Source organism: Streptomyces sp. NPDC060198, assembly GCF_042728415.1.
In the GTDB taxonomy this organism is placed as follows: Bacteria; Actinomycetota; Actinomycetes; order Streptomycetales; family Streptomycetaceae; genus Streptomyces.
Genome location: NZ_JBHWZJ010000004.1, coordinates 40,890 through 64,082, shown reverse-complemented (window position 1 = coordinate 64,082; position 23,193 = coordinate 40,890). Strand labels below are relative to the sequence as shown.

General features: G+C 74.1%; 22 protein-coding genes, 1 tRNA gene and 1 riboswitch. Of the genes, 9 read left to right on the top strand and 14 right to left on the bottom strand.

Features of this window, described 5'->3' with window-relative positions; genetic code table 11:
* Positions 1-21 precede the first annotated feature (21 nt).
* Entirely contained in the window at positions 22-1,500 is a 1,479-nt protein-coding gene (locus tag ACFWEP_RS01630) for an aldehyde dehydrogenase family protein (protein WP_387363807.1), read from the top strand.
* 97 nt (positions 1,501-1,597) lie between these two features.
* On the opposite strand, the gene ACFWEP_RS01625 is transcribed toward ACFWEP_RS01630, so the two are convergent.
* The 4 genes from ACFWEP_RS01625 to ACFWEP_RS01610 form a co-directional block, all read right to left on the bottom strand.
* Positions 1,598-1,682 (bottom strand) — tRNA-Ser (locus ACFWEP_RS01625).
* A gap of 46 nt (positions 1,683-1,728) precedes the next feature.
* A complete protein-coding gene (gene tadA, locus ACFWEP_RS01620) occupies positions 1,729-2,157 on the bottom strand; it encodes a tRNA adenosine(34) deaminase TadA (RefSeq protein ID WP_387363844.1) in 429 nt (142 codons plus the stop codon).
* A gap of 111 nt (positions 2,158-2,268) precedes the next feature.
* Positions 2,269-2,838, bottom strand: a complete 570-nt coding sequence (locus tag ACFWEP_RS01615; protein WP_387363804.1) for a hypothetical protein — start codon at positions 2,836-2,838, stop codon at positions 2,269-2,271.
* A gap of 217 nt (positions 2,839-3,055) precedes the next feature.
* Positions 3,056-3,310, bottom strand: a complete 255-nt coding sequence (locus tag ACFWEP_RS01610; protein WP_328720693.1) for a hypothetical protein — start codon at positions 3,308-3,310, stop codon at positions 3,056-3,058.
* A gap of 151 nt (positions 3,311-3,461) precedes the next feature.
* Between ACFWEP_RS01610 and upp the strand changes: the two genes are divergently transcribed.
* Positions 3,462-4,097: a uracil phosphoribosyltransferase gene (upp, locus tag ACFWEP_RS01605; protein ID WP_387363799.1), complete on the top strand. Its 636-nt coding sequence runs from the start codon at positions 3,462-3,464 to the stop codon at positions 4,095-4,097.
* 108 nt (positions 4,098-4,205) lie between these two features.
* On the opposite strand, the gene ACFWEP_RS01600 is transcribed toward upp, so the two are convergent.
* From ACFWEP_RS01600 to ACFWEP_RS01580, 5 genes are all read right to left on the bottom strand, one after another.
* Entirely contained in the window at positions 4,206-4,805 is a 600-nt protein-coding gene (locus tag ACFWEP_RS01600; RefSeq protein ID WP_387363841.1) for a LytR C-terminal domain-containing protein, read from the bottom strand.
* 178 nt (positions 4,806-4,983) lie between these two features.
* On the bottom strand, positions 4,984-5,280 hold the full coding sequence (locus ACFWEP_RS01595; protein WP_266706381.1) for a type II toxin-antitoxin system VapB family antitoxin: 297 nt from the start codon (positions 5,278-5,280) through the stop codon (positions 4,984-4,986).
* A gap of 308 nt (positions 5,281-5,588) precedes the next feature.
* Complete coding sequence (locus tag ACFWEP_RS01590) at positions 5,589-7,133, bottom strand: M28 family metallopeptidase (protein WP_387363796.1); 1,545 nt, start codon at positions 7,131-7,133, stop codon at positions 5,589-5,591.
* A complete protein-coding gene (locus ACFWEP_RS01585; RefSeq protein ID WP_387363838.1) occupies positions 7,130-7,852 on the bottom strand; it encodes an HhH-GPD-type base excision DNA repair protein in 723 nt (240 codons plus the stop codon). The genes ACFWEP_RS01590 and ACFWEP_RS01585 overlap by 4 nt, the downstream gene beginning before the upstream one ends.
* A gap of 67 nt (positions 7,853-7,919) precedes the next feature.
* Entirely contained in the window at positions 7,920-8,351 is a 432-nt protein-coding gene (locus ACFWEP_RS01580; protein WP_387363793.1) for a YciI family protein, read from the bottom strand.
* Positions 8,352-8,568: 217 nt separating this feature from the next.
* Between ACFWEP_RS01580 and cbiE the strand changes: the two genes are divergently transcribed.
* Both cbiE and cobM read left to right on the top strand, forming a co-directional pair.
* A complete protein-coding gene (cbiE, locus tag ACFWEP_RS01575; protein WP_387363790.1) occupies positions 8,569-9,852 on the top strand; it encodes a precorrin-6y C5,15-methyltransferase (decarboxylating) subunit CbiE in 1,284 nt (427 codons plus the stop codon).
* Positions 9,849-10,598 (top strand): precorrin-4 C(11)-methyltransferase, encoded by a 750-nt coding sequence (gene cobM / locus ACFWEP_RS01570; RefSeq protein WP_387363787.1) that lies wholly within the window; start codon positions 9,849-9,851, stop codon positions 10,596-10,598. The genes cbiE and cobM overlap by 4 nt, the downstream gene beginning before the upstream one ends.
* Before the next feature lie 18 nt (positions 10,599-10,616).
* On the opposite strand, the gene ACFWEP_RS01565 is transcribed toward cobM, so the two are convergent.
* Positions 10,617-11,735, bottom strand: a complete 1,119-nt coding sequence (locus ACFWEP_RS01565; protein ID WP_387363784.1) for a cobalt-precorrin-5B (C(1))-methyltransferase — start codon at positions 11,733-11,735, stop codon at positions 10,617-10,619.
* A 14-nt stretch (positions 11,736-11,749) separates the two neighbouring features.
* Here ACFWEP_RS01565 and ACFWEP_RS01560 point away from each other — a divergent pair, with 14 nt between their 5' ends.
* A complete protein-coding gene (locus ACFWEP_RS01560; protein WP_387363781.1) occupies positions 11,750-12,559 on the top strand; it encodes a cobalt-precorrin-6A reductase in 810 nt (269 codons plus the stop codon).
* 74 nt (positions 12,560-12,633) lie between these two features.
* Here ACFWEP_RS01560 and ACFWEP_RS01555 read toward each other — a convergent pair whose 3' ends face one another.
* The 3 genes from ACFWEP_RS01555 to cobG all read right to left on the bottom strand — a co-directional run bounded on the left by ACFWEP_RS01555 (position 12,634) and on the right by cobG (position 16,237).
* Positions 12,634-14,184, bottom strand: a complete 1,551-nt coding sequence (locus tag ACFWEP_RS01555; protein WP_387363778.1) for a precorrin-2 C(20)-methyltransferase — start codon at positions 14,182-14,184, stop codon at positions 12,634-12,636.
* Between the two features lie 8 nt (positions 14,185-14,192).
* Positions 14,193-14,819: a precorrin-8X methylmutase gene (locus ACFWEP_RS01550; protein ID WP_387363775.1), complete on the bottom strand. Its 627-nt coding sequence runs from the start codon at positions 14,817-14,819 to the stop codon at positions 14,193-14,195.
* A gap of 95 nt (positions 14,820-14,914) precedes the next feature.
* Positions 14,915-16,237 (bottom strand): precorrin-3B synthase, encoded by a 1,323-nt coding sequence (gene cobG / locus ACFWEP_RS01545; RefSeq protein ID WP_387363772.1) that lies wholly within the window; start codon positions 16,235-16,237, stop codon positions 14,915-14,917.
* 69 nt (positions 16,238-16,306) lie between these two features.
* Here cobG and ACFWEP_RS01540 point away from each other — a divergent pair, with 69 nt between their 5' ends.
* The 3 genes from ACFWEP_RS01540 to ACFWEP_RS01530 all read left to right on the top strand — a co-directional run bounded on the left by ACFWEP_RS01540 (position 16,307) and on the right by ACFWEP_RS01530 (position 20,925).
* Positions 16,307-16,483 (top strand): hypothetical protein, encoded by a 177-nt coding sequence (locus ACFWEP_RS01540; protein ID WP_387363769.1) that lies wholly within the window; start codon positions 16,307-16,309, stop codon positions 16,481-16,483.
* Between the two features lie 69 nt (positions 16,484-16,552).
* Positions 16,553-16,668: riboswitch (cobalamin riboswitch) on the top strand.
* A 48-nt stretch (positions 16,669-16,716) separates the two neighbouring features.
* Entirely contained in the window at positions 16,717-20,325 is a 3,609-nt protein-coding gene (gene cobN, locus ACFWEP_RS01535; RefSeq protein ID WP_387363766.1) for a cobaltochelatase subunit CobN, read from the top strand.
* Positions 20,326-20,523: 198 nt separating this feature from the next.
* The gene (locus ACFWEP_RS01530) at positions 20,524-20,925 is read left to right on the top strand and encodes a hypothetical protein (RefSeq protein ID WP_387363763.1); all 402 of its coding nucleotides are present in this window, start codon (positions 20,524-20,526) and stop codon (positions 20,923-20,925) included.
* Positions 20,926-21,026: 101 nt separating this feature from the next.
* Here ACFWEP_RS01530 and ACFWEP_RS01525 read toward each other — a convergent pair whose 3' ends face one another.
* On the bottom strand, positions 21,027-21,812 hold the full coding sequence (locus ACFWEP_RS01525) for a VOC family protein (RefSeq protein ID WP_387363760.1): 786 nt from the start codon (positions 21,810-21,812) through the stop codon (positions 21,027-21,029).
* Between the two features lie 182 nt (positions 21,813-21,994).
* Here ACFWEP_RS01525 and ACFWEP_RS01520 point away from each other — a divergent pair, with 182 nt between their 5' ends.
* A complete protein-coding gene (locus ACFWEP_RS01520) occupies positions 21,995-23,119 on the top strand; it encodes a hypothetical protein (RefSeq protein ID WP_387363758.1) in 1,125 nt (374 codons plus the stop codon).
* The last annotated feature ends 74 nt before the right edge of the window (positions 23,120-23,193 follow it).

Below are 23,193 nucleotides of genomic sequence, written 5' to 3'. Positions count from 1 at the left end.
CGGACCCCTCGAGGAAGGACCATGATGGAGTCTCGCCGAACCGACGGCGGCCGGGCCGTCGTCGACGTACGCAATCTCATCGCGGACAAGTGGCGCGACGCCGAGTCGGGCCGCGTGCAGGAGAACCGCAGCCCCGGTGACCTCGCGGACGTCGTCAGCCGGAGTCCGGAATCAGGCGACGCCGACGTGCGGGCGGCGATCGCGGCCGCCGCGGGCGCGTTGCCGGCCTGGCGGGCGCTCGGCTCCGTCCGGCGCGGCGAGACGGTGATGAGGGCCGCCCGCCTCGTCGCCGAGCGCAGGGAGCGGTTCGCCGAGGCGATCACCCGCGAGCAGGGCAAGCTCCTGCGGGAGGCGCTCGGCGAGGTGGACCGCACGGTCGCGCTCCTCGAATACACGGCGGCGGAAGGGCGGCGGCTCGGCGGCGCCACCCTCCCCGCCGACGACCCGCGCACGCTGGCGCTGACCCGGCGGGTCCCCATCGGTGTCGTCGGCCTGGTCACGCCCTGGAACTTCCCGCTGGCGATCCCGGCGTGGAAGATCGCCCCCGCGCTGGTCTCGGGGTGCACCGCCGTCCTCAAGCCCTCCCCCCTCACTCCGCTCACGGCGGCACTCCTCGTGGAGTGCTTCGAGGCCGCCGGGGCGGCGGGAGGGGTGCTCAACCTGGTGCACGGCGGGCGCGAAGTGGGAGAGGCACTGGTGAGGGACCCCGCCGTGGCCGGCATCTCGTTCACCGGCTCGGTGGAAGTCGGGCGGGCCATCCACACCGCCGGCGCACCCCGGTTCCTGCGCACCCAGCTGGAGATGGGGGGCAAGAACGCCGCTCTGGTACTCGCCGACGCCGATCTCGACCTCGCGGCCGACGCGATCGTGGCGGGGGCGTTCGGGCAGGCCGGGCAGCGTTGCTCCGCCACCAGCAGAGTCGTGGTGGACCGCGCGGTCCGCGAGGGACTGGTGCGCCGGCTCGTGGAGCGCGCGGCCGCCCTGCGGGTGGGCAACGGCCTCGACGCGGAAGCCCGGCTCGGGCCGGTGGTCAGCGCCGACCGGCTGCTGGCCTGTCTGGAGGGGACCCGCCAGGCTCTGGCGGACGGCGCCGAGGCGGTGACCGGCGGTGAGCGGCTGACCGAGGGCGTCCCGGACGGCTACTACATGGCCCCGACGGTGTTGGACGGCGTGCGGCCGGAGAGCCGCATCGCCCAGGAGGAGATCTTCGGTCCGGTGCTCTCGGTGATCGAGTGCGAGGGCCTCGACGACGGCCTGCGGATCGTGAACTCCGTGCGGTACGGCATGGCGGCGGCGGTCTTCACCAGCGACACCTCACTCGCCCTGGAGGCCCTGGACCGCATCGACGCGGGGATGCTCCACGTCAACCGCCCGGGCGTCGGAGCGTATCCGCACATGCCCCACATCGGCGCCAAGGAGTCCCAGTACGGCCCGGCGGAGTGCTCGCCCCAGGTGTGGGACTTCTACACGGAGTGGCGCACGGCCTGCATCGCCTACTGAGCGGCCGGTCGCGTGCGTACCGGCCGGGAGGCGCGGTACCCCCGTGACGCACAACACCCCTCTGACCGTGTTTCCACGGTCAGAGGGGTGTTTTCGGCGGTAGCGGAGGGATTTGAACCCTCGGTGAGTTTCCCCACACTCGCTTTCGAGGCGAGCTCCTTCGGCCGCTCGGACACGCTACCGAGAGAGAGCTTAGACCATCGTGGCCCGGGATCAGAAATCAGATCGCTACAGCGCCCGGAAGAACGCCGTGAGCTGCGCCGAACACTCCTCCTCCAGGACCCCGTGGATCACCTCGGGCCGGTGGTTGAGGCGCCGGTCGCGCACCACGTCGAAGAGCGAGCCGGCGGCCCCGGCCTTGTCGTCGCGCGCGCCGTAGACGACCCGGTCCACGCGCGACTGCACCAGCGCGCCCGCGCACATCGTGCAGGGCTCCAGGGTGACCACCAGCGTGCAACCGTGGAGCCGCCACTGCCCGAGGGCGGCGGCGGCTCCACGGACGGCGAGGATCTCGGCGTGCGCGGTCGGATCACCGGTCGCCTCGCGCGCGTTGTGGCCCGTGGCGATCGTCGATCCGTCCGGTCCCAGGACGACGGCACCGACCGGAACATCGCCGGCCAGCGCCGCCTGCGCCGCCTCGTCCAGGGCGTGGCGCATCGGGGCCCGCCACGGGTCCCGTACGGGGTCGGTGGCGAAGGACGCGAGAAGGGGGGTGGGGGAAGACGGGGGCGGGGGTTCTTCGGGGGGGCGCGCGGTCACCCGCGGACCTTAGCGGACGCTCTCCAGTACTTCGTCCGCTCCCAGCGCGTCGGCGATCTCCGTCAGCGCGTCGGTCCGCAGCGTCAGCAGCGCCCGCTCGGAGAGGCCGAGGTCGGCGAGGATCGAGGCGTCCCCGATCGGTCCCGCCGGCACGGCCTCGGGGTCGTCGTCCTGGTCGGCGGCCCCGGCGGGCGGGGCGGTCGCGCCGTCCTCGTGGCCGAACTCCGGATCGTCGTCCTCGGTGCTGTCGAGGCCGACGAGTTCCTCCAGAGCGGCGATCTCGTCCTCGGCCCCCGGTTCGCGGCCGAGCAGTTCGTCGGTGAGCAGGATCTCCCCGTACGAGGACCGGGCGGCGGCGGCGGCGTCCGAGACGTAGATACGCGGGTCCTCCTCACCGTCCACGCGGACGACGCCGAACCACGCGTCCTCCTGCTCGATGTAGACGAGGACCGTGTCCTCGTCCACCGAGGCGTCCCGGGCCAGGTCCGTCAGATCGGACAGGGCCTCCACATCGTCGAGCTCCGTATCGCTCGCTTCCCACCCGTCTTCGGTGCGCGCGAGCAGTGCGGCGAAGTACACCGTGACACTCCCACTGGTCAGAGGTGAATCGGTCCGACGGGAGGGCAGACGATTGTCCGACTGCGCTGAGCCCCGCCCAATCGGCATCGTGGCAGAAACATCGGCCGAGCGAGACCTCTTCGGACGTTGCGTCGGCCATCAGTTCCCGGAAGGCCCGGTCGGCGGAAGCCGCTCCGGAGCACTCGGGCAGGGGCGAGCGCTCCCGGCGGAGCCCCCGTCACCAGCGGAAGGTGCGCATCCGCATCTGTTGGCGCATACGGGCCGCGCGGGCCCGGCGCGGCTGGACGCGGTCCCGCAGCTGCTTCGCTTCGTGCAGCTCGCGGAGGAACTGCGCCCGGCGCCGGCGGCGGGACGCGTCACTCTCCTGCGTGTGCTCCGTACCGGTCGGCGCGTCGCGCTCGCCCGGCACGTCGCGTGGTTCGATCCGTCCCCGCGTCGCGGGCTCGTCCCGCTTGCGCTCACGGTCAGGCATCCGCACACCACCCCAAGGCTGGTCCGTATGCCTCACCTTCCCCCCGAACGAGTGGATGATGCCAGTGCTGGGGTACGGACGGATGCGGGCCGCACCCGTCACCGCCGGGGATCAAGCTCGTGGCGCGCGGGAGGCCGTTAGGGTTGACGGCATGCGGATCCATGTCGTCGACCACCCACTGGTGGCGCACAAACTCACCACCCTGCGCGACAAGCGCACCGACTCCCCGACCTTCCGTCGGCTCGCCGACGAGCTGGTCACCCTGCTCGCCTACGAGGCGACGCGGGACGTGCGTACCGAGCTGGTCGACATCGAGACCCCGGTCTCGCGGACGGCGGGCGTGAAGCTCTCGTACCCCCGGCCCCTCGTCGTACCGATCCTGCGCGCCGGTCTCGGCATGCTGGACGGCATGGTGCGGCTGCTGCCGACGGCGGAGGTCGGCTTCCTCGGCATGATCCGCAACGAGGAGACGCTCCAGGCGGAGACGTACGCGACCCGGATGCCGGAGGACCTCTCCGGCCGTCAGGTCTACGTTCTCGACCCGATGCTGGCGACCGGCGGGACGCTCGTCGCCGCGATCCGCGAGCTCATCAAGCGGGGCGCCGACGACGTCACCGCCGTCGTGCTGCTCGCGGCGCCGGAGGGCGTCGAGATCATGGAACGGGAGCTGGCGGGCGCGCCCGTCACCGTCGTCACCGCCTCGATCGACGAGCGGCTCAACGAGCACGGCTACATCGTGCCGGGGCTGGGCGACGCGGGCGACCGGATGTACGGCACGGCCGGCTAGAGAATTCCCTTCGGGCATACGCGACGGCCGGTCACAGGTGGGGTGACCGGCCGTCGTCGTGTCCGGGCGGGTGCGGAGCCGCGGCGGGTGGAGTCGTTGCCCCGCGACTCAGCAGCCGGAGGGGGCGGGTGCCGGCTTCGTCAGCGCCGACAGTGCGGCGGCCGCGGCCTGCGGGGTGGAGAACGCGGTGAACCGCGTGCCCAGGATCAGATCCACCTCGGTGTTCTCGCGGGCCTCGGTCTTGCGGGCGGTGCCCGGCAGCTGGGTCTCCAGGACCGGGAACGCGCTGTCGGCGGCGGTCGGCGGACCGAGCAGCAGCCCGGTGCCGGGGACCTTCTTGTCGTAGGCGGCGGGGGCGTTGCCCACCTCGCCGATGGTGAACCCGCGCTTCTTCAGCTCGTCGGCGGCGGATTTGGCGAGACCGCTGCGCGGGGTCGCGTTGTAGACGTTGACCTTGATCCGGTTCGGTGCGGGCAGCGCCTTCACGGCCGCGGCCTGCTTCGGGACGACCGCGCACTCCCGTTTGTGGTCGGCCGCCTGCGCCTTCGTGTCGCCGCCCGAGTAGACGTCGATGAGCTGCAGCGTGCCCCAGCCGGCCAGCCCGAGGGCCACGAGGGTGGCGGCGGCGGCGAGGGCGAGCCTGCGGCGGCGACGGGGGCGGCGCATCCGGGGATAGGCGTTGCCCGTGATGCGGTACTTTCCGCCCATGCCGGGGGGAGTGAGCATGCTCATGTGCGCAGCGTAGTGCGGGCCGCCGATGATGCGTACTAAATGATCAACCGATGGCACCCGCATGCGCGGGAAAACACCCGAAAGGCCCGAGAACCCGGAGTCCGGGGCGCGGTGGTGGTAAAGAAGGCGGCCGGAGCCGCGCGGGCAAGTGCCGTCAGCCGAGTTCGAGCACGCGGGCGTGGAGCACCTGGCGCTGCTGGAGCGCGGCGCGGACGGCGCGGTGCAGCCCGTCCTCCAGGTAGAGGTCCCCCTGCCACTTCACGACGTGCGCGAAGAGGTCGCCGTAGAAGGTGGAGTCCTCGGCGAGGAGCGTTTCGAGGTCCAGTTCGCCCTTGGTGGTCACGAGTTGGTCGAGGCGAACCGGGCGCGGCGCGACGTCGGCCCACTGGCGGGTGCTTTCCCGGCCGTGGTCGGGGTATGGCCGCCCATTTCCGATGCGCTTGAAGATCACACGGAAAGCCTACCGGGGAACAACCACCGTGCGCAGCCGGGGAAGGGGGGCATGATGCCGGTCGAAAGAGAGTGAACCGCCCGAAAACGGAAGGGTGATCCGTCGGAGAAGCGTGGGTGAGGGGCGTACATCACGCCGACACCCCCGAAACGGGGGGAAGTTCGACCGGAGCCGTCGACCGGTGGGGGTCGGGTGGGTGGTGTCGGGGTGAACGGGAGCGGTCCGTGGCCCCCGGAGCGGACAGGGGCGCGGAAATCCGGTGCGCGCCCCCTCCGTGCGGTACGCACCGAAGTCCGCGCGAGCGTTCCTCACACGGTGTCACGACCGTGGCCGGTGCGCAGCCGTCCGCTTCCCCGCTGGTCCGTGCGGGCCGCGGCGGGGGCCGCGCCGGTGAGCGGGCGCAGGTCCTGGGACCAGGTGCCGACCGCGTTCGCGATCACGTCGATGTTGGTCTCGAACGCGGCCCGGTCGATGTTGTCGAGTGTGTCGCAGGCCGCGTGGTAGCAGGGGTCGTACGCGACGCCCGCCTTGCCGCCGAACGTCCCGGCCTGGGCTGCGGACTTGATCCCCTCGGCCCCGGTGTCCGTACCGCCCGCCGGGATGCCGGCTTCGATGAAGGGGCCGTAGTCGGACCGGCCGGTGAAGTCGGAGCTCTCGTACGGGGTCTTCCGGCGGTCCAGGAACTCGGTGATCCCGCGCTCCAGTTGGGCGGAGCCGGCCGGGCCGGGGCCCGAGCCGGACGCTTCGGAGTCGTCGCCGTCGAAGACGAACTGCATGCCGTTGGGGGAGGCGATCATGTCGAAGTTGAGGTAGAGGGCGATCTCTCTGCGCTGGGCGGCGGTCAGCCCGGCGACGTACGCGTCCGAGCCGACGAGCCCGTTCTCCTCGGCCGACCACCAGGCGAACCGGACGGCGTTCGCCGGGGTGCGGTGCGTCGCCGCGAGCCGCAGGGCCACTTCGAGGAGCCCGGCGGAGCCGGAGCCGTTGTCGTTGATGCCCGGCCCCTCGGAGACGGAGTCCAGGTGCGCGCCGAGCATCACGGTGTGCGCAGGGTCGCCGCCCGGCGTCTGGGCGACGACGTTGCGGGTGGTGCGTTCCTCCTGGCGCTCGCGGAGTTCGAGGGTGACGGTGACCGTGCCCTCGTCGAGCGCGGAGGCGAGCGCGTCGCCCTCGGCGCGGGAGACGCCACCGGTGGGGACGCGGACGGCGGCGGGGTCGCCGAGGGTGCCGGTGAGCTTGCCGTCCAGGTTGTTGGAGATCAGCACGGCGGCCGCGCCCGCCCCTGCCGCGGCCGTCTGCTTCTGCAGGAAGGAGCAGCCGCCCCGGGCGATCAGCGCGATCCGCCCGGTGACCTCGGTCTTCGCGTAGTCGGCGGCCTCGCAGCCGGTCGTGCCGTCCACCGGCACCCGGACCAGATCGGCCGTCAGCCCGCCCTCCTCGGTCGACGCGGTGTACGTCATCGCCTCGACCTCGGCGTCGCGGGGCTCGGGGGTGACCACGGCCAGCTTCTCGGCGAGCGTCTCGGTGTACGTGAAGGGGAACGACTCGTACCGGGCGTCGTATCCGGCCCGGCGGAGCTGCTGGAGGACGTACGCGGCCGAGGCGTCGTGGCCCGCCGATCCGGCCGCCCGGTTTCCGCCCGCCGCGTCGGCCGCCTCCTGGAAGCGGCGCAGGTGCCGGTAGGCGCCGGTGGCGGAGGCGGCGTCGACGAGTTCCCGGGAGAGCTCGGCGGCATCCCGGGCCGGATCGGGGCCGGCGGAGGGAGGCGGGGCCGCCGCGCCCAGCAGCAGCGGGGGGAGCAGGGCGGCCGCGGCGACGAGGGGCAGCGCGCGCCGGCGGACGGGGGCCCTCACTTCGCGGTCCGGGAGGTGGTGCTCCGGGCCGGCTTCTTCGACGCTGTCGCCCGTTGGGGCGGGGCCGCCTTCTTCGCCGGGGCCGCCTTCTTCGCGGCCCCCGCCGCCTTCGCTTCCGCCTTCGCCCGCTGCTTGAACGCACGGACCTCGGCGAGCGACTCGGGGCCGGTGATGTCGGCGACGGAGCGGTGCCCGCCCTCTTCCCCGTACGCCCCCGCCGCCTCCCGCCAGCCGGGCGGCCGGACGCCGAACCGTTTGCCCAGCAGGGCCAGGAAGATCTGCGCCTTCTGGGTGCCGAAGCCGGGCAGCGCGTTCAGCCGGGCCAGCAGCTCCGTACCGGAGGTGGCGTCGGCCCACACCGCGCCCGCGTCACCGTCGTACTCCGCCACCAGGAACCGGCACAGCTGCTGCACCCGCGTCGCCATGGAACCGGGGTAGCGGTGCAGGGCCGGTTTGCCGGTGAAGAGCGCGGTGAACGCCTCGGGGGAGTACGCGGCGATCTCTCCGGCGTCCAGGTCGTCCGAGCCCATCCGCAGGGCCAGCGAGTACGGACCGGTGAAGGCCCACTCCATGGGGACCTGCTGGTCGAGCAGCATGCCGACCAGCGCGGCCAGCGGGCTGCGGGCCAGCAGCCCGTCCGCTTCCGGCTGCTGTGCGATCCGAAGGGTGGGGACGCCGTTCTCCCCGGACTCCCCGGCGTTCTTGCTGCTCGTGGTCATACTGCCGATGGTGGCGGCGGACGCGGGCATCGGCGACTCCTGCTGCTGCCGACGGGCCCGCCCGCCGTCACGCGGGTGCCAGGTCCTCCTGGGGGGCCTCTCCGATCGGGCGGATCGCCACCGGCCGGTAGGGGGCGCCCTCGGGCTGCGGACAGGCGACGACCCGGGCGGCGATCTCGGTGGCCCGGTCCAGGCCCGCGCAGTCCAGCACCCAGTAACCGGCGAGCAGCACCTGCGCCCGGTCGTACGGGGCGTCGGCGACGACCGGGGGGCCGCCGTCCGCGCTCGCCGTGACGAAGCGGGTCTCGTCGGGGGCGGTGAGGCCGTCGCAGTAGAGCATCTCGCCGGAGGCCTCCAGGTCCTTGTTGAGGGCTTCCATGTGCGCGAACATCGTCTTCCGGTCCTGTTCGCTCCACGCCGGGCCGCCCTCGGCGGACCCCCTGCCGGACATCGCGTCGTAGTCGGCCTGCGAACCCTGCACCATCACCAGGAACTTCATACGCCTGCACCTCCGTCGTGCCGCTGCGGTCGGCCCGCTCCTCGGGAGTCCGGGGCCGCTTCCCTCCTCCATCGGACACCGGACGGCGCGCCCGCGCGAGCGGTCCCCGAGGGCCCGGCCGGTCGTCACCCGGGCGCCGGACAGTAGAGTGCGGCAGCGTCTGCCCCGTCCCGCCCTGTCCCGAGAACCCGAACGCCCCGAACACCGAGGTCCGGCCGTGCCCACCGCTCCGCCCGCAGCACCCGCCCTCCCGCCGGCCGGGCCCCCGCCGCCCCCGGTGACCGTCGTGGGCATCGGCGCGGACGGCTGGGCGGGCCTGGCGGAACCCGCCCGCACCGCGCTGCTGGAGGCCGAGGTGCTGATCGGCGGCGGACGCCAGCTCGGACTGCTGCCCGCCGTGTGCGCGGGCCTGCGGGTGGCGTGGCCCTCACCGCTGCGCCCCGCCGTCGCCGGGCTGCTCGCCGCCCACCGGGGCCGCCGGATCGCCGTGACGGCCAGCGGGGACCCGATGTTCTACGGGATCGGCCGCGCGCTGACCGAGGAGCTGGGCGCCGGTGCGGTGCACGTGCTGCCGCACCCGTCCTCGGTGGCGTACGCCTGCGCCCGGCTCGGCTGGCCCGCCGAGGACACCGAGACCGTCACCCTGGTGGGCCGCCCCGCCGCCCGGCTGCTCGCCGCCCTGCACGACGGCCGTCGGCTGCTGGTGCTGAGCGCCGACGCCACCACCCCCGCGACGGTCGCCGCGCTGCTCACCGCGCACGGCTTCGGCCCGAGCCGGCTCACCGTCCTCGAACAGCTCGGCTCCGCCGCCGAGGCCCGCCACGAGGGCACCGCCGAGAGTTGGGCCCACCCGGCGGGCGACCCGCTGAACCTCGTCGCCGTCCAGTGCCGCGCCACCCCCGACGCGCTGCGTCTGGGCCTCGTACCCGGGCTGCCGGACACCGCGTACGAACACGACGGGCAGCTCACCAAGCGCCATGTCCGCGCCGCCACCCTCGCCGCGCTGGCGCCCGCGCCCGGCGAGCTGCTCTGGGACATCGGCGGCGGCTCCGGCTCGATCGCCGTCGAGTGGATGCGCGCCCATCCGTCCTGCCGCGCGGTCACCGTCGAACGCGACGAGGCGCGCGCCGCCAGGATCGGCCGCAACGCCGACCGGCTCGGGGTGCCCGGACTGCGGGTGGTCTCCGGCCGCGCCCCGCAGGCGCTCGCCGGGCTGCCGGTGCCGGACGCCGTCTTCGTCGGCGGCGGGCTGACCGCCCCCGGGCTGCTCGACGCCTGCTGGGACGCGCTGCCCGCCGGGGGACGGCTGGTCGCCAACACCGTCACGCTGGAGTCGGAGGCGCTGCTCGCCGACCGCTACCGGCGCCACGGCGGTGAACTCGTCCGCCTCGCGGTGTCCCACGCCGTCCCGGTCGGCGGTTTCACCGGCTGGCGCCAGGCGATGCCCGTCACCCAGTGGTCCGTCCGCAAGCCCCACGACTCCCCGGGAGAGACCTCATGACCGTGTACTTCATCGGCGCGGGACCCGGCGCGGCCGACCTGATCACGGTCCGCGGCGCCCGCCTGCTGGCCGCCAGCCCGGTCTGCCTCTACGCGGGCAGCCTGGTGCCCCGCGAACTCCTCGCCGACTGCCCGCCCGACGCCCGGCTGGTGGACACCCAGGGCCTGGACATCGACCGGATCACCGCCGAACTGGTCCGCGCCCACGCCGAGGGCCACGACGTCGCCCGGCTGCACTCCGGTGACCCGTCGGTCTTCAGCGCGGTCAACGAGCAGATGAAGCGGCTCGACGACGCAGGAGTGCCGTACGAAGTGGTGCCCGGGGTACCGGCGTTCGCCGCCGCCGCTGCCGCTCTCAAGCGGGAGCTGACCGTCCCGACGGTCGGTCAGACGGTCATCCTGACCCGGATCGCCCAGCGGGCCACCGCGATGCCCCCGGGCGAGGACCTCGCCACCCTCGGCCGCAGCGGCGCCCTGCTGGTGCTGCACCTGGCCGCGCGGTACGCGGACCGGGTGGTGGAGGAGCTGCTGCCGCACTACGGGGCCGACTGCCCGGCCGCCGTGGTGGCCATGGCGTCCCGCCCCGACGAGATCGTGCTGCGCGGCACCCTGGAGACCATCGCCGGCCAGGTGAAGGACGCCGGGGTGATCCGTACGGCGGTCATCCTGGTCGGCCGCACCCTGGGCGCGGATCAGTTCCGCGACAGCCACCTCTACTCGCCGGAGCGCGACCGCCACACCTGCTGAAGCAGGACGTCCGGGCGCTCAGCGGACCGCGCTGCGCCCGACCACCGCGCCCGCCCGGTCGACACAGATCACGTCCACCGCGACCGGCGCCCCGCGCAGCACCTCCAACGCCTGGTCCCGGGCGGCGACCGCAACCAGGTCGCCGAGCGGGACCCCGGCAGCCGCGCACGCCTGGAGTGCGGCGAGCCCCGTGTTGGCGTTCGCCACCGCCTCGGCCAGCTCCGCGTCGGCCCCGCCCCGCCGGGCCAGCTCGGCGAGGAACCCCTTGTCCACCTGGGAGCGCGCCGAGTGCAGGTCCATGTGTCCGGCGGCGAGCTTGGACAGCTTGGCGAAGCCGCCGCAGACGGTGAGCCGGGGGACCGGATGGCGGCGTACGTACTTGAGCACGGCCCCCGCGAAGTCGCCCATGTCCAGCAGGGCGATCTCCGGCAGGCCGTACTCCGCGACGACCGTCTTCTCCGAGGTCGAGCCGGTGCACCCGGCCACGTGGGTCTGCCCGGCGGCCAGCGCCACGTCCACCCCGCGCCGGATCGAGTCGATCCAGGCGGAGCAGGAGTACGGCACGACGACCCCGGTGGTGCCGAGGATGGAGAGCCCGCCGAGGATGCCGAGGCGACCGTTCCACGTGAAACGTGCGATCTCCTCGCCGTCGTCCACGGAGACGGTGACCTCCACGTCCCCCGTGCCGCCGTGCTCCGCCGCGACCCGGGCCACGTGCTCGCGCATCAGCTGCCGGGGCACCGGGTTGATGGCCGGTTCGCCGACGTCCAGCGGCAGCCCGGGCAGCGTCACCGTGCCGACGCCCGGGCCTGCCCGGAACACCACGCCCGAGCCCGGCGGCAGTGCCCGTACGGTCGCCCGGACCAGCGCCCCGTGGGTGACGTCCGGATCGTCGCCCGCGTCCTTGACCACCCCGGCGGTCGCGGCGCCGTCCGTCAGCGACTCCACGGCGAGTGCGAACGCGGGGGTCCGCCCCTTCGGCAGGGTGATCGTCACCGGGTCCGGGAACTCCCCGGTCAGCAGCGCGGTGTAGGCGGCGGTGGTCGCCGCCGTCGCACAGGCACCGGTGGTCCAACCGGGGCGCAGGCCGGTGTGTTTGAGTTGGGCCTCGCGCCCGCCCTTCGCCTCACCGCTCATGGAAGGTCCCCTCGATGGTGCCGATACCACTGCCCGACATGCCGGACGAGCCCGTCTCCCCGGCGCACGTCCTCGTACTCGGCGGGACGACCGAAGCCCGCCGGCTGGCGGAGGCGCTGGCCGCCGAAGTCCCGTCCGGGGGCCGGAGACCTCCGCTGGTGACGAGTTCGCTCGCCGGACGGGTCGCCCGGCCGGTGCTGCCGCCGGGCGAGGTCCGCGTCGGCGGCTTCGGCGGTACGGAGGGGCTCGCCGCCTGGCTGCGGGAGCACCGGGTGGACGCTCTCATCGACGCCACCCATCCTTTCGCCGGAACGATCAGTTTCCACGCGGCCCGCGCCGCCGCCTCGGCCCATGTTCCCCTGCTGGCGCTCCGCCGGCCCGGCTGGGTGGCCGGCCGGGGCGACGACTGGCACCCGGCCGGCTCCCTGGAGGAGGCCGCGGCCCTGCTGCCGTCGCTGGGCGAGCGGGTCTTCCTGACCACGGGGCGGATGGGGCTGTCGGCCTTCGCGGGTCTGGACGAGCTCTGGTTCCTGATGCGGTCGGTGGACGCGCCGGAGCAGCCGTACCCGGCGCGGATGGAGGTGCTGCTCGACCGGGGGCCGTTCACCTTCGAGGGCGAACGGGAGCTGCTGCGGCTCCACCGCGTCGACGTGCTGGTCACCAAGGACAGTGGCGGGGCGGCCACCGCGCCGAAGCTGGCCGCGGCCCGGGAGGCCGGGATTCCGGTGGTGGTCGTGGAGAGGCCACCGGTCCCCGAGGGGGTGCAGGTGGTCTCGACCCCGGCCGAGGCCCTGGCCTGGCTGGACGCCCGCCTGGGCGGGTGAGCCGCCCTCCCCGCCCAGGAAGATTCGTCCGGCCGCCCGGGCGGGCCCCTGACCGGCCGCCGCTGCCGCCCCGCTCACGCCTCCGGGTAGCGGCGCGGGGTCCAGACGAGGTGGCCGCCGTCGGGCCGGTCCACCCGGCGGGTCTGCGAGGAGCCGATGATCAGCAGGGTGCGCATGTCCACCTCGGCCGGGTCGAGGTCGGCGAGGCGCACCGTGCGCACCCGCTCGGTGGGGCCGCCGACGTCCCGGGCGAGGACCACCGGGGTGTCCGGGGAGCGGTGTTCGAGGAGCAGGTCCCGGGCCTTGCCGACCTGCCAGGTACGGCTTTTCGAACCCGGGTTGTAGAGCGCGATCACCAGGTCGGCGGTGGCCGCGGCGCGCAGCCGTGCGGCGATGACCTCCCAGGGCTTGAGCCGGTCGGAGAGGGAGATCGTCGCGTAGTCGTGGCCGAGCGGGGCGCCCGCGCGGGCGGCGGCGGCGTTCGCCGCGGTGACCCCGGGGAGGACGCGTACCGGGACGTCCGCGTACGCGGGCTGCGCGGCGGCCTCCAGGACGGCGGTCGCCATGGCGAAGACGCCCGGGTCGCCGCCGGAGACGACGGCCACCCGCTGTCCGCGCCGGGCCAGGTCGAGCGCGAACTCGGCGCGCTCCGCCTCCACCTTGTTGTCCGAGCCGTGGCGGGTCTGGCCGGGGCGGACGGGTACCCGGTCCAGGTAGGTGGTGTAGCCGACCACCGCGTCGGCGGCGGCCAGCGCCCCGCGCGTCTCGGGCGTCAGCCAGAGCGGTCCGGCCGGTCCGGTGCCGACCACCACGACCTCGCCCGAGCCGGGCTCCGGCTCGGGGCGGGGGGCGTCGATCCGGCTGGGCAGCACGGCGACCGCGAAGTACGGCACCGAGCCGGCCTCCACGTCCGCGAGGTCGCCGGTGCGCTCCCCGGCCATGGTGGCGCGTTCGACGTACCGCGCCTCGGGCAGCCGACCGGACGCCTCGAACGCGCGGCGCACCGCCGGGAAGGTCCGGCCGAGCTTCATCACCACGGCGGAGTCGGTGGACGCCAGGCGGGCCGTCAGCTCCTCCTCGGGCAGGGTGCCGGGGAGGATGGTGAGGATCTCCTCGCCCTCGACGAGCGGGGTGCCGAGCCGGGCGGCGGCGGCGTTGACGGAGGTCACCCCGGGGATGACCTCGGCGGGGTAACGGTCCGCCAGCCGCTTGTGCATGTGCATGTACGAGCCGTAGAAGAGCGGGTCGCCCTCGGCGAGCACGGCGACCGTGCGGCCCGCGTCCAGGTGCACGGCGAGCCGGGCCGCCGCCTCGGTGTAGAAGTCCTCCAGCGCGCCCCGGTAGCCGCCCGGGTGGTCGGTGGTCTCCGTGGTGACGGGGTAGACCAGCGGTTCTTCGACGTGGTCGGGCCGGATGTGCGCGGCGGCGATGGACCGGGCGATCGAGCGGCCGTGCCGGGCGCTGTGGAAGGCGATCACGTCGGCCTCGGCGATGGCCCGTACCGCGCGGAGCGTCATCAGCTCCGGGTCGCCGGGGCCGAGGCCGACCCCGTAGAGCCGGCCGGTCGTGGTGCTGTCGGCGTGCACGGGGGCGAGGGTGCGTTCGGCGTGCTCGTTCGCCGCCACGGTCCCGGTCACTCCTGCTCGCTCGCGAGGGCGTTGACGGCCGCCGCCGCCAGGGCGCTGCCGCCGCGACGGCCGCGCACCACCAGGTGCTGGACCCCGGAGGCGTGCGCCGCGAGGGCCTCCTTGGACTCGGCCGCGCCGATGAAGCCGACCGGGACGCCGATCACGGCGGCGGGCAGCGGGGCGCCCTCCTCGATCATCTCCAGCAGCCGGAAGAGCGCGGTGGGCGCGTTGCCGATGGCGACGACCGAGCCCTCCAGCCGGTCCCGCCACAGCTCCAGGGCGGCGGCGCTCCGGGTGGTGCCCATCTCCCGGGCGAGCTCGGGCACCGTGGGGTCCGAGAGGGTGCAGACGACCTCGTTGTCCGCCGGCAGCCGTTTGCGGGTGACCCCGCTGGCGACCATCGCCACGTCGCAGAGGATCGGGGCGCCGCCCCGGAGCGCGGTACGGGCGTCGGCCACGGCGGTCGGGGAGAAGGCGAGGTCGCGTACGAGGTCGACCATGCCGCACGCGTGGATCATCCGGACCGCGACCTGGCTGACGTCGGCGGGCAGACCGGCGAGATCCGCCTCCGCGCGGATGGTGGCGAAGGACTGGCGGTAGATCGCCGGTCCGTCCTTCTCGTACTGATGCACAGTGCTGTCGCTTTCTTCGGTCGGGCACGGGCGTTCGTGTGCCGGGGCGTGGTCGGTTCGGTGGTGCGGGTGGGGCGTGTGTTCAGGGGTGCGGGTCAGGTACGGACGCCTCGGGCCGTCGCCACCGCGGCGGCGAGCGCCGCCGAATCGTCCGGGACGGTCACCGGGGTGTCCCGGACCTCCCCGCGCACCCGCGTGACGCGGTGTCCCTCCGGGGTGGCGACGACGTCGATCCACTCCCCGTGCGGGTGGCCGCAGCGGCGTTCGCACCCGGACCAGTGGACGGGCAGCCGCGCGGGTACCGGTCCGAGCGCGGCCTCCGCCTCGGCCCGTACGTCGGCCAGCGACTTCGCGCAGCCGGGGCGCCCGACGCAGGCGCCGACCCCGGCCCAGGGCGAGTCGGGCCCGGTCACCAGTCCCGCACCGGCGAGCGCGTCGAGTGCCTGCCGGGCGGGTCCGGGGGCCAGGCCGGGCACGACGACCCCGCGCCACGGGGTGCAGCGCAGCTCGCCGGAGCCGAGCCGTTCTGCGGTCTCCACGAGCGCCCGCCACCGCGCGCCGGTCAGCCGCCCCATGGGTACGCCGACGTGCAGCGCGGTCCGGCCGTGGGGGCCGGTCACCGCGCCGGGCCCGGGCGGGGCGGCGGTGGTCCGGCGCGCGAGTGGCTCCGGCGGGGGGACCAGCCCCGCGCGGCGGGCGGCCTCGGCGGGGAGCGCGGCGCGGGCGGCGCCGGGGAGGCCGGAGATCCGCCAGACGTCCGGGCCGGCCGCCAGGTCGAGGAAGGCCCCGGCGGCGAGCAGCGCGGCACGCGGGGCGTTCGCGAAGGCGACGGGGAGGAGTGTTCCGGTGGCACCGGGGCCGATCCGCAGCGCCGCGCGCTCGCCGTCGAGCGCGATCAGGGTGAGGTCGGCGTCCAGGGCGTCCACGTCGCCGCGGCCGTCGTCCAGAGCAAAGAGGAAGCGCCCGGAGAGTGCCGCGGCGCGTTCGTCCGAGCAGATCAGGGTGTCCAACTCGTCCAGCCAGGGCCGTATGTCGGCCTGGCCGAGGGCATCGAGACCGGAGAACGGGGAAGCGACGATGTTGCGTGCGCGTTCGTGCCGGTCGGACGGCAGCAGGCCCGCTCCGCGCAGCAGTTGGCCGAGTTCGCCCCCGCACTCCTCGCCGAGGCCGCGGAGTTGGACGTTTCCGCGCGAGGTGAGGTGGAGTTCGCCGTCACCGAGCCGTTCGGCGGCGTCCAGCAGGGTGCGGGCCCGGGCGGCGGTCAGCACCCCGCCGGGTATCCGTACGCGAGCCAGCGCTCCGTCGTCCGCCGTGTGCAGTCGCAAAGTTCCGGGGCAGGCGTCGCCGCCGGTCCGGGGTGCGACGACGGCGGCCGGGGAACCGGGCGAATCGGCGGTTGCGGACATGGCGGCGAGCATACCCACGTCCCAAGGGCTGTCGTCCGGAGCAGGCTGGATCAGGGAGCGGGGCCCTGTGCCGTGCATCGCATGGCGGAGGAGGGAGGCGGCGGAGCGTCGGCGACCGACGACAACGCCGCGAGGCGCGGCACAGGACCCCGCGAGCCCAGCCTGCTCCACACGACAGCCCCCATAAACGTCACCACGACAGCCCCCATGAACGTCACCACGACAGCCCCCGTGAACGTCACCGGCGCGCACATGTGACCTGCGCCGCCCCGGAGGCCCCCTGCCGCGCCGGAGGCCGGGCCCTTAGGATGCTCGCGGTGGACCATTCGGTCCGCCGACGCCAGACGGCGCCATGGGAGGAAGCCCGGTGAGATTCCGGCGCGGTCCCGCCACTGTGAGTACGACCCGCTGACGCGGCCGTTACGAGTCAGGAACTCCCGCCGTCCGACACCGCCCGAGGCGTGGACACCTCGGGGAAGGGCTGACTCGGCATGATCCTGCTCCTGTCGACCTCCGACACCGACCTGCTGAGCGCCCGCGCCTGCGAGGGCCCGGTCGGCTACCGGTTCGCCAACCCCTCCCGCCTCCCGCTCGACGGCCTTCCGGCGCTGCTGGAGGGCGCCGAACTCGTCGTGGTGCGTCTCCTCGGCGGGGTGCGGGCCTGGGAGGAGGGGCTCGACCAGGTGCGGGCCGCCGGTCTCCCGGTCGTCGTCCTCACCGGCGAACAGGCCCCCGACGCCCAGCTGATGGCCACTTCCACCGTCCCGATCGGCATCGCCGCCGAGGCGCACGCCTACCTCGCGCACGGCGGCCCGGACAACCTCGGCCAGCTGGCCCGGTTCCTCTCCGACACCGTGCTGCTCACCGGCCACGGCTTCGATCCGCCCGCCCCGGCCCCCGCCTGGGGCCCGCTGGAGCGGACCGCCCGCGCACTCCCCGCGGACGCGCCCACGGTGGCGGTGCTCTACTACCGCGCCCACCACATGAGCGGCAACACCGCGTTCGTGGAGGCGCTCTGCGCCGCCCTGGAGGACGCCGGGGCCCGCGCCCTCCCGCTGTACGTGGCCTCGCTCCGTACCCCGGAAACCGGGCTGATCGACACCCTGCGCGAGGCCGACGCCATCGTCACCACCGTCCTCGCGGCCGGCGGCACCCGTCCCGCCGAGGCGTCGGCGGGCGGCGACGACGAGTCCTGGGACGCGGGCGCGCTGACCGGGCTCGACGTACCGATCCTCCAGGCGCTCTGCCTGACCGGCTCGCGCAGCGCCTGGGAGGAGAACGACGAGGGCGTCTCCCCGCTGGACGCGGCCACCCAGATCGCGGTGCCGGAGTTCGACGGGCGCCTGATCACGGTGCCGTTCTCCTTCAAGGAGATCGACGCGGACGGCCTGCCGGCGTACGTCCCCGACGCCGAGCGGGCCGCCCGGGTCGCCGGGATCGCCGTCCGCCACGCCCGCCTGCGGCACATCCCGAACGCCGGTAAGCGGATCGCCCTGGTGCTCTCCGCGTACCCGACCAAGCACTCCCGCATCGGCAACGCGGTCGGCCTGGACACCCCCGCGAGCGCCGTCGCCCTGCTGCGCCGGCTGCGCGCCGAGGGATACGACTTCGGGCCCGAAGCGGAGATCCCGGGGCTGGTCTCCGGTGACGGCGACGAACTGATCTACGCGCTGATCGAGGCGGGCGGTCACGACCAGGAGTGGCTGACCGAGGAGCAGTTGGCCGCGAACCCGGTCCGTATCCCGGCGGCCGACTACCGCCGCTGGTACGCCGGCCTCCCCGCCGAGCTGCGCGCGTCGGTGGAGGAGCACTGGGGACCGGCGCCGGGCGAGATGTTCGTGGACCGTTCGGCGAACCCGGAGGGCGACATCGTCCTCGCGGCGCTGCGGCGCGGCAATCTGCTGATCCTCATCCAGCCGCCGCGCGGCTTCGGCGAGAACCCGATCGCGATCTACCACGATCCCGACCTGCCGCCCTCGCACCACTACCTGGCCGCCTACCGCTGGATCGCCGCGTCCGCCGAGGACGGCGGCTTCGGCGCCGACGCGATGATCCACCTCGGCAAGCACGGCAACCTGGAGTGGCTGCCGGGCAAGAACGCCGGGCTCTCCGCGGCCTGCGGACCGGACGCGGCCCTCGGCGATCTGCCGCTGGTCTACCCGTTCCTCGTCAACGACCCGGGCGAGGGCACCCAGGCCAAGCGCCGGGTGCACGCCACCCTGGTGGACCACCTGGTGCCGCCGATGGCCCGTGCCGACAGCTACGGCGACATCGCGCGCCTGGAGCAACTCCTTGACGAGCACGCGCAGATCGCCGCGATGGACCCGGCGAAACTGCCCGCGATCCGCGCCCAGATCTGGACCCTCATCCAGGCGGCGAAGCTCGACCACGACCTCGGACTCGACGACCGCCCCGAGGACGAGGGCTTCGACGAGTTCATCATGCATCTCGACGGCTGGCTCTGTGAGATCAAGGACGTCCAGATCCGCGACGGCCTGCACGTGCTGGGCAACCCGCCGGCCGGGAACGACCGGGTCAACCTCGTCCTCGCGGTGCTGCGCGCCCGGCAGATCTGGGGCGGTACGGCATCCCTCCCCGGTCTGCGCGAGGCGCTCGGCCTGGACGAGTCGGCGGCCACCCGTACCGCCGCCGACGAGATCGAGGAGCAGGCCCGCGCCCTGGTCCAGGCGATGGAGGACGCCGGCTGGAACCCGTCCGCCGTCGCCGGGGTCGCGGCCGGGCTGCCCACGGCAGTCGCCGACATCCTGACCTTCGCGGCCACCGAGGTGGTGCCGCGACTCGCCGCCACCACCGACGAACTCGACCACACCGTCCACGCGTTGAACGGCGGCTTCGTGCCCGCCGGGCCCTCCGGCTCCCCCCTGCGCGGGCTCGTCAACGTCCTCCCGACCGGCCGCAACTTCTACTCCGTCGACCCGAAGGCCGTGCCCTCCAAGCTCGCCTGGGAGACCGGCCAGGCGCTCGCCGACTCGCTGCTGACCCGCTACCGCACCGACAACGGCGACTGGCCCTCCTCCGTCGGCCTCTCGCTCTGGGGCACCAGCGCGATGCGCACGGCGGGCGACGACATCGCCGAGGCGTTCGCGCTGCTCGGCGTCCGCCCGGTCTGGGACGACGCCTCGCGCCGCGTGACCGGCCTGGAGCCGATCCCGTACGAGGAGCTCGGCCGCCCGCGCATCGACGTGACGCTGCGCATCTCCGGCTTCTTCCGGGACGCCTTCCCGCACACGGTCGGGCTGCTGGACGACGCCGTACGGCTCGCCGCCTCGCTCGACGAGCCGGCCGACCGGAACTTCGTACGCGCCCACACGCAGGCCGACCTCGCCGAGCACGGCGACGAACGCCGGGCCACCACCCGGATCTTCGGCTCGCGCCCGGGGACGTACGGCGCCGGTCTCCTCCAGCTCATCGACTCCCGCGACTGGCGCACCGACGCCGACCTCGCCGAGGTCTACACGGTGTGGGGCGGCTACGCCTACGGCCGTGAGCTCGACGGGCGCCCGGCCCGCGAGGAGATGGAGACCGCGTACAAGCGCATCGAGGTCGCCGCGAAGAACACCGACACCCGCGAGCACGACATCGCGGACTCGGACGACTACTTCCAGTACCACGGCGGCATGGTGGCCGCCGTGCGCGCGCTGAAGGGCACCGCCCCCGAGGCGTACATCGGCGACTCCACCCGCCCCGAGACCGTCCGCACCCGCACCCTGGTCGAGGAGACCTCGCGCGTCTTCCGCGCCCGCGTGGTCAACCCCCGCTGGATCGAGGCGATGCGCCGCCACGGCTACAAGGGCGCCTTCGAACTCGCCGCCACCGTGGATTACTTGTTCGGCTACGACGCCACCACCGGGGTCGTCGCCGACTGGATGTACGACAAGCTCACCCAGACCTACGTACTCGACCCGGAGAACCGGGAGTTCCTCCAGCAGGCCAACCCCTGGGCGCTGCACGGGATCGCCGAACGCCTGCTGGAGGCCGAGTCGCGCGGAATGTGGGCGAAGCCCGACCCGGCCGTCCTCGAAGCGCTGCGCCAGGTCTTCCTGGAGACGGAGGGCGAGCTGGAGGGCGGGGACGACTGAGGCGCCCCCGCGTGCTGACGTGGGCGCGCGACGCCCGACGCGGCACCGCGCCGCGCCGCCACGACATCCGGCTCGCCGCGCCGCAAGGCCGTTCCAGCGCCTCGCGGCGGACCGCCCCGGCGCCGCCCACCGGGGCTGCCGCGGTGCCGGACACTGCCCGGGTCCGTTCGTCGGAGCCCCGGACGACAGACTGCCCCCATGAGCTACAGCATCTGCCTTCTCCGGTTCGTGGACGGGGAGCTCGCGGACTTGGACGCCGTACGGCTCCGTCGGATGACGGAGCCATACCGGTGGGAGGGCTCCTCGGACGAGGCGTTCTCCCGACTCCGGGCGGAAGACGGGGGCGGGGCGGACCTCGACCACGCGTCCGACGACGGCGGCGCGATGCGATGCGTGACGGCGACGCACTTCTCCGGCGGCGCGATGAGCGGCGTACTCGTCCGGCTGGCGGCGGCCCTCGGGGCGTCGATCGTGACGGATGGTGCCGTACTGATCTTCCACGAGGACGAGCGCCGTCACCTTCCTGCGGATTGGTCCGAGAGGGCGATTCTCATCGCCCCTGAGGCGGACGCGTTCGAGTCGGCGATCGCTTCGCTCTGAATGGCTTCCGCGGTTCCGGTGCTCACTTGGCCCCTTCCCATCCTGCCGCCGTAATCGGCCGGGCCCCTTCGGGGGGTTCCGGACAGGAGCCGGACGGAGTCTCACATCCGGGGGTCGGGCCTCAGCAGCGCGAACACGGCGCCGAAGGGGTCCGCGAGCCAGGCCATCCGGCCGACGTCGGACATGTCGGCGGCCGGCATCAGCACGGTTCCGCCGTGGGAGCGGGTCGCCTCGACGGTCGCGTCGACGTCCGTCACGTGGAAGTAGGGCACCCAGCGGGACTGCTCGCCGCCGCTGCTGTCGTCCGCCGGAGCCGCTCCGCCGAAGGTGGTGTCCTGGAGGTCGCCGTCCTCGGTGCTCAACACCCGGTACGTCATCCCGGGCACCGGCATCTCCTGGGTGCGCCAGCCGAACAGCCCCTGGTAGAAGGCGATGTCCGCGACCGGATCGGGGACGTGCAGCTCCACCCAGATCAGGCTGCCGGGGGCGGAGGCGAGCTCCAGTCCGGCCGTCCGTCCGGGCTGCCAGAGCGCGAAGTCGGCGCCCTGCGCGTCGGTGACCTGGGCGAGCGTCCCCTCGCCCATGACGTCCATGGGCTCGGCCCGGACCGTACCGCCGCCGTCCCTGACCGCCTGGACGGTGGCGTGGATGTCGTCCGTCTTGAAGTGGACCGTCCAGGCGGAGTGGGCGCCTTCCTCGGTGAGCGGGCCGATGGCGGCGGCGGTCTTCCCGTCGGCCTGGAAGAAGCCGTACCCGCCCGTCTCGGGACCGGCGGAGACGAACTCCCAGCCGAAGACGGCGCGGTAGAACGCGGTGGCGGCCCGGACGTCGGGGCTGCCGAGGTCCAGCCAGTTGGGTGATCCGGTACGGAAGTCGGTGCCGAGCATGGAGTCCTCCATCGGGACGGGCGGAGCGAGCGGGGCGCAGGCCACGATGCCGACCCGGCCCTGCGGCGTCCGGACACGTGGGCACGCGGGAACGCGGTTTCACCCGGACGCCGGTACGACGGCCGGCCAGGGTTGTGCTGTTCTTCTTCCGGTGGTCACCCGGGGCGTGGACAATCGCGGCCATGGTGACGACGGGGGACACGTCCGAACGTCCGGCCGGTTCGTCGGCGGCCGACAGACTCGTCGCCCTGGTGGCCGTCCTCGTGCCGAGTGCTCTGGCCGCGGGCACGCTGACGGCGCTGGTGGTCGGGGTGCTGCTCACGGACGTGACACTTTTCTGCCGGAGTCTCGGCGGAATGCTGGTGGCCGTCCTGCTGGTGGCGGTCCCCGCGCGGGTACGACGGCGGCGCCGGGGCCGTCCCGCGCCCCGGATCGCGCTCGCCCGGATCGAGAACCGGTGGGTCACACACGGCGAGTTCGCCGACGTGCCGGTCCGGTTCGACCTCACGGTGGCGCCGGACGACGCCCCCGCGTACCGAGTGATCATCAGCGAGCCGGTCAACCTGGTCGATCTGGCCGACTGGCCCGAGGGCCGCACGGTCGTGGTGACCTACGACGAGGGCGAACCCTGGCAGGTGGAGCTGGACAGGCGGCCGACGGACGAGTGGGCGCGCAGGGCGGCTCGGGAGCAGGTCGGCACCGCGCCCGAGCGCACCCGGGTGAAGGAGACCAAGGCGGGCTGCGCCTGCTCGGCGGTGCTGCTCGGTGTGGTGGCGGGGGTGCTCCTCGTCCTCCACCCCTACTGGAGCGAGCTGGAAAGCCGCTACGGGGACGAGCCGCCCGCCCCCGGGGCTGCCGGACCGGTGGTCCCGGGACCCGGTTCCGGCTCACGGTCCGGTTCCACGACCGTCACCACCGTCACCGGTTCCGCCTCCTCCGCCTCGACCCTGCGCACCGGAGAGATGCGCCGCCTCGCGAACACCCTGGTCACGGGCATGGGGACGGAGATGGGCACCCGAGTCACCATCGAGGAGAAGGTGATGTCGGCCGTGGGCAGCAAGGGCTTCTCCGCCGACGCGGGCTTCCCGATGAGCCTGCGCGCCCTCCCCTACGAACTGCTTCCCGGGCTCGTGGACACCGCGCGCACCGGGCTCGGCGTCGACACCCCCGAGAGCTGGCGCGTCGACATCACGACCGAGGGCGCCGGCCCCGCACCGGTCGTCCGGGTGACGGTCTCCGGGCACGGGAAGAGCGGGTACCTGCTGGCCGACGCGGTCGGCCGGATCACCGAGCGCCACCCGGTCTGAGGCGCGCGGGTGCCGTCGACGGGTGGGGAACTCCTGTGCGAACGGGGTAGGCAGCACTGGCCGGGCGTTCGTCG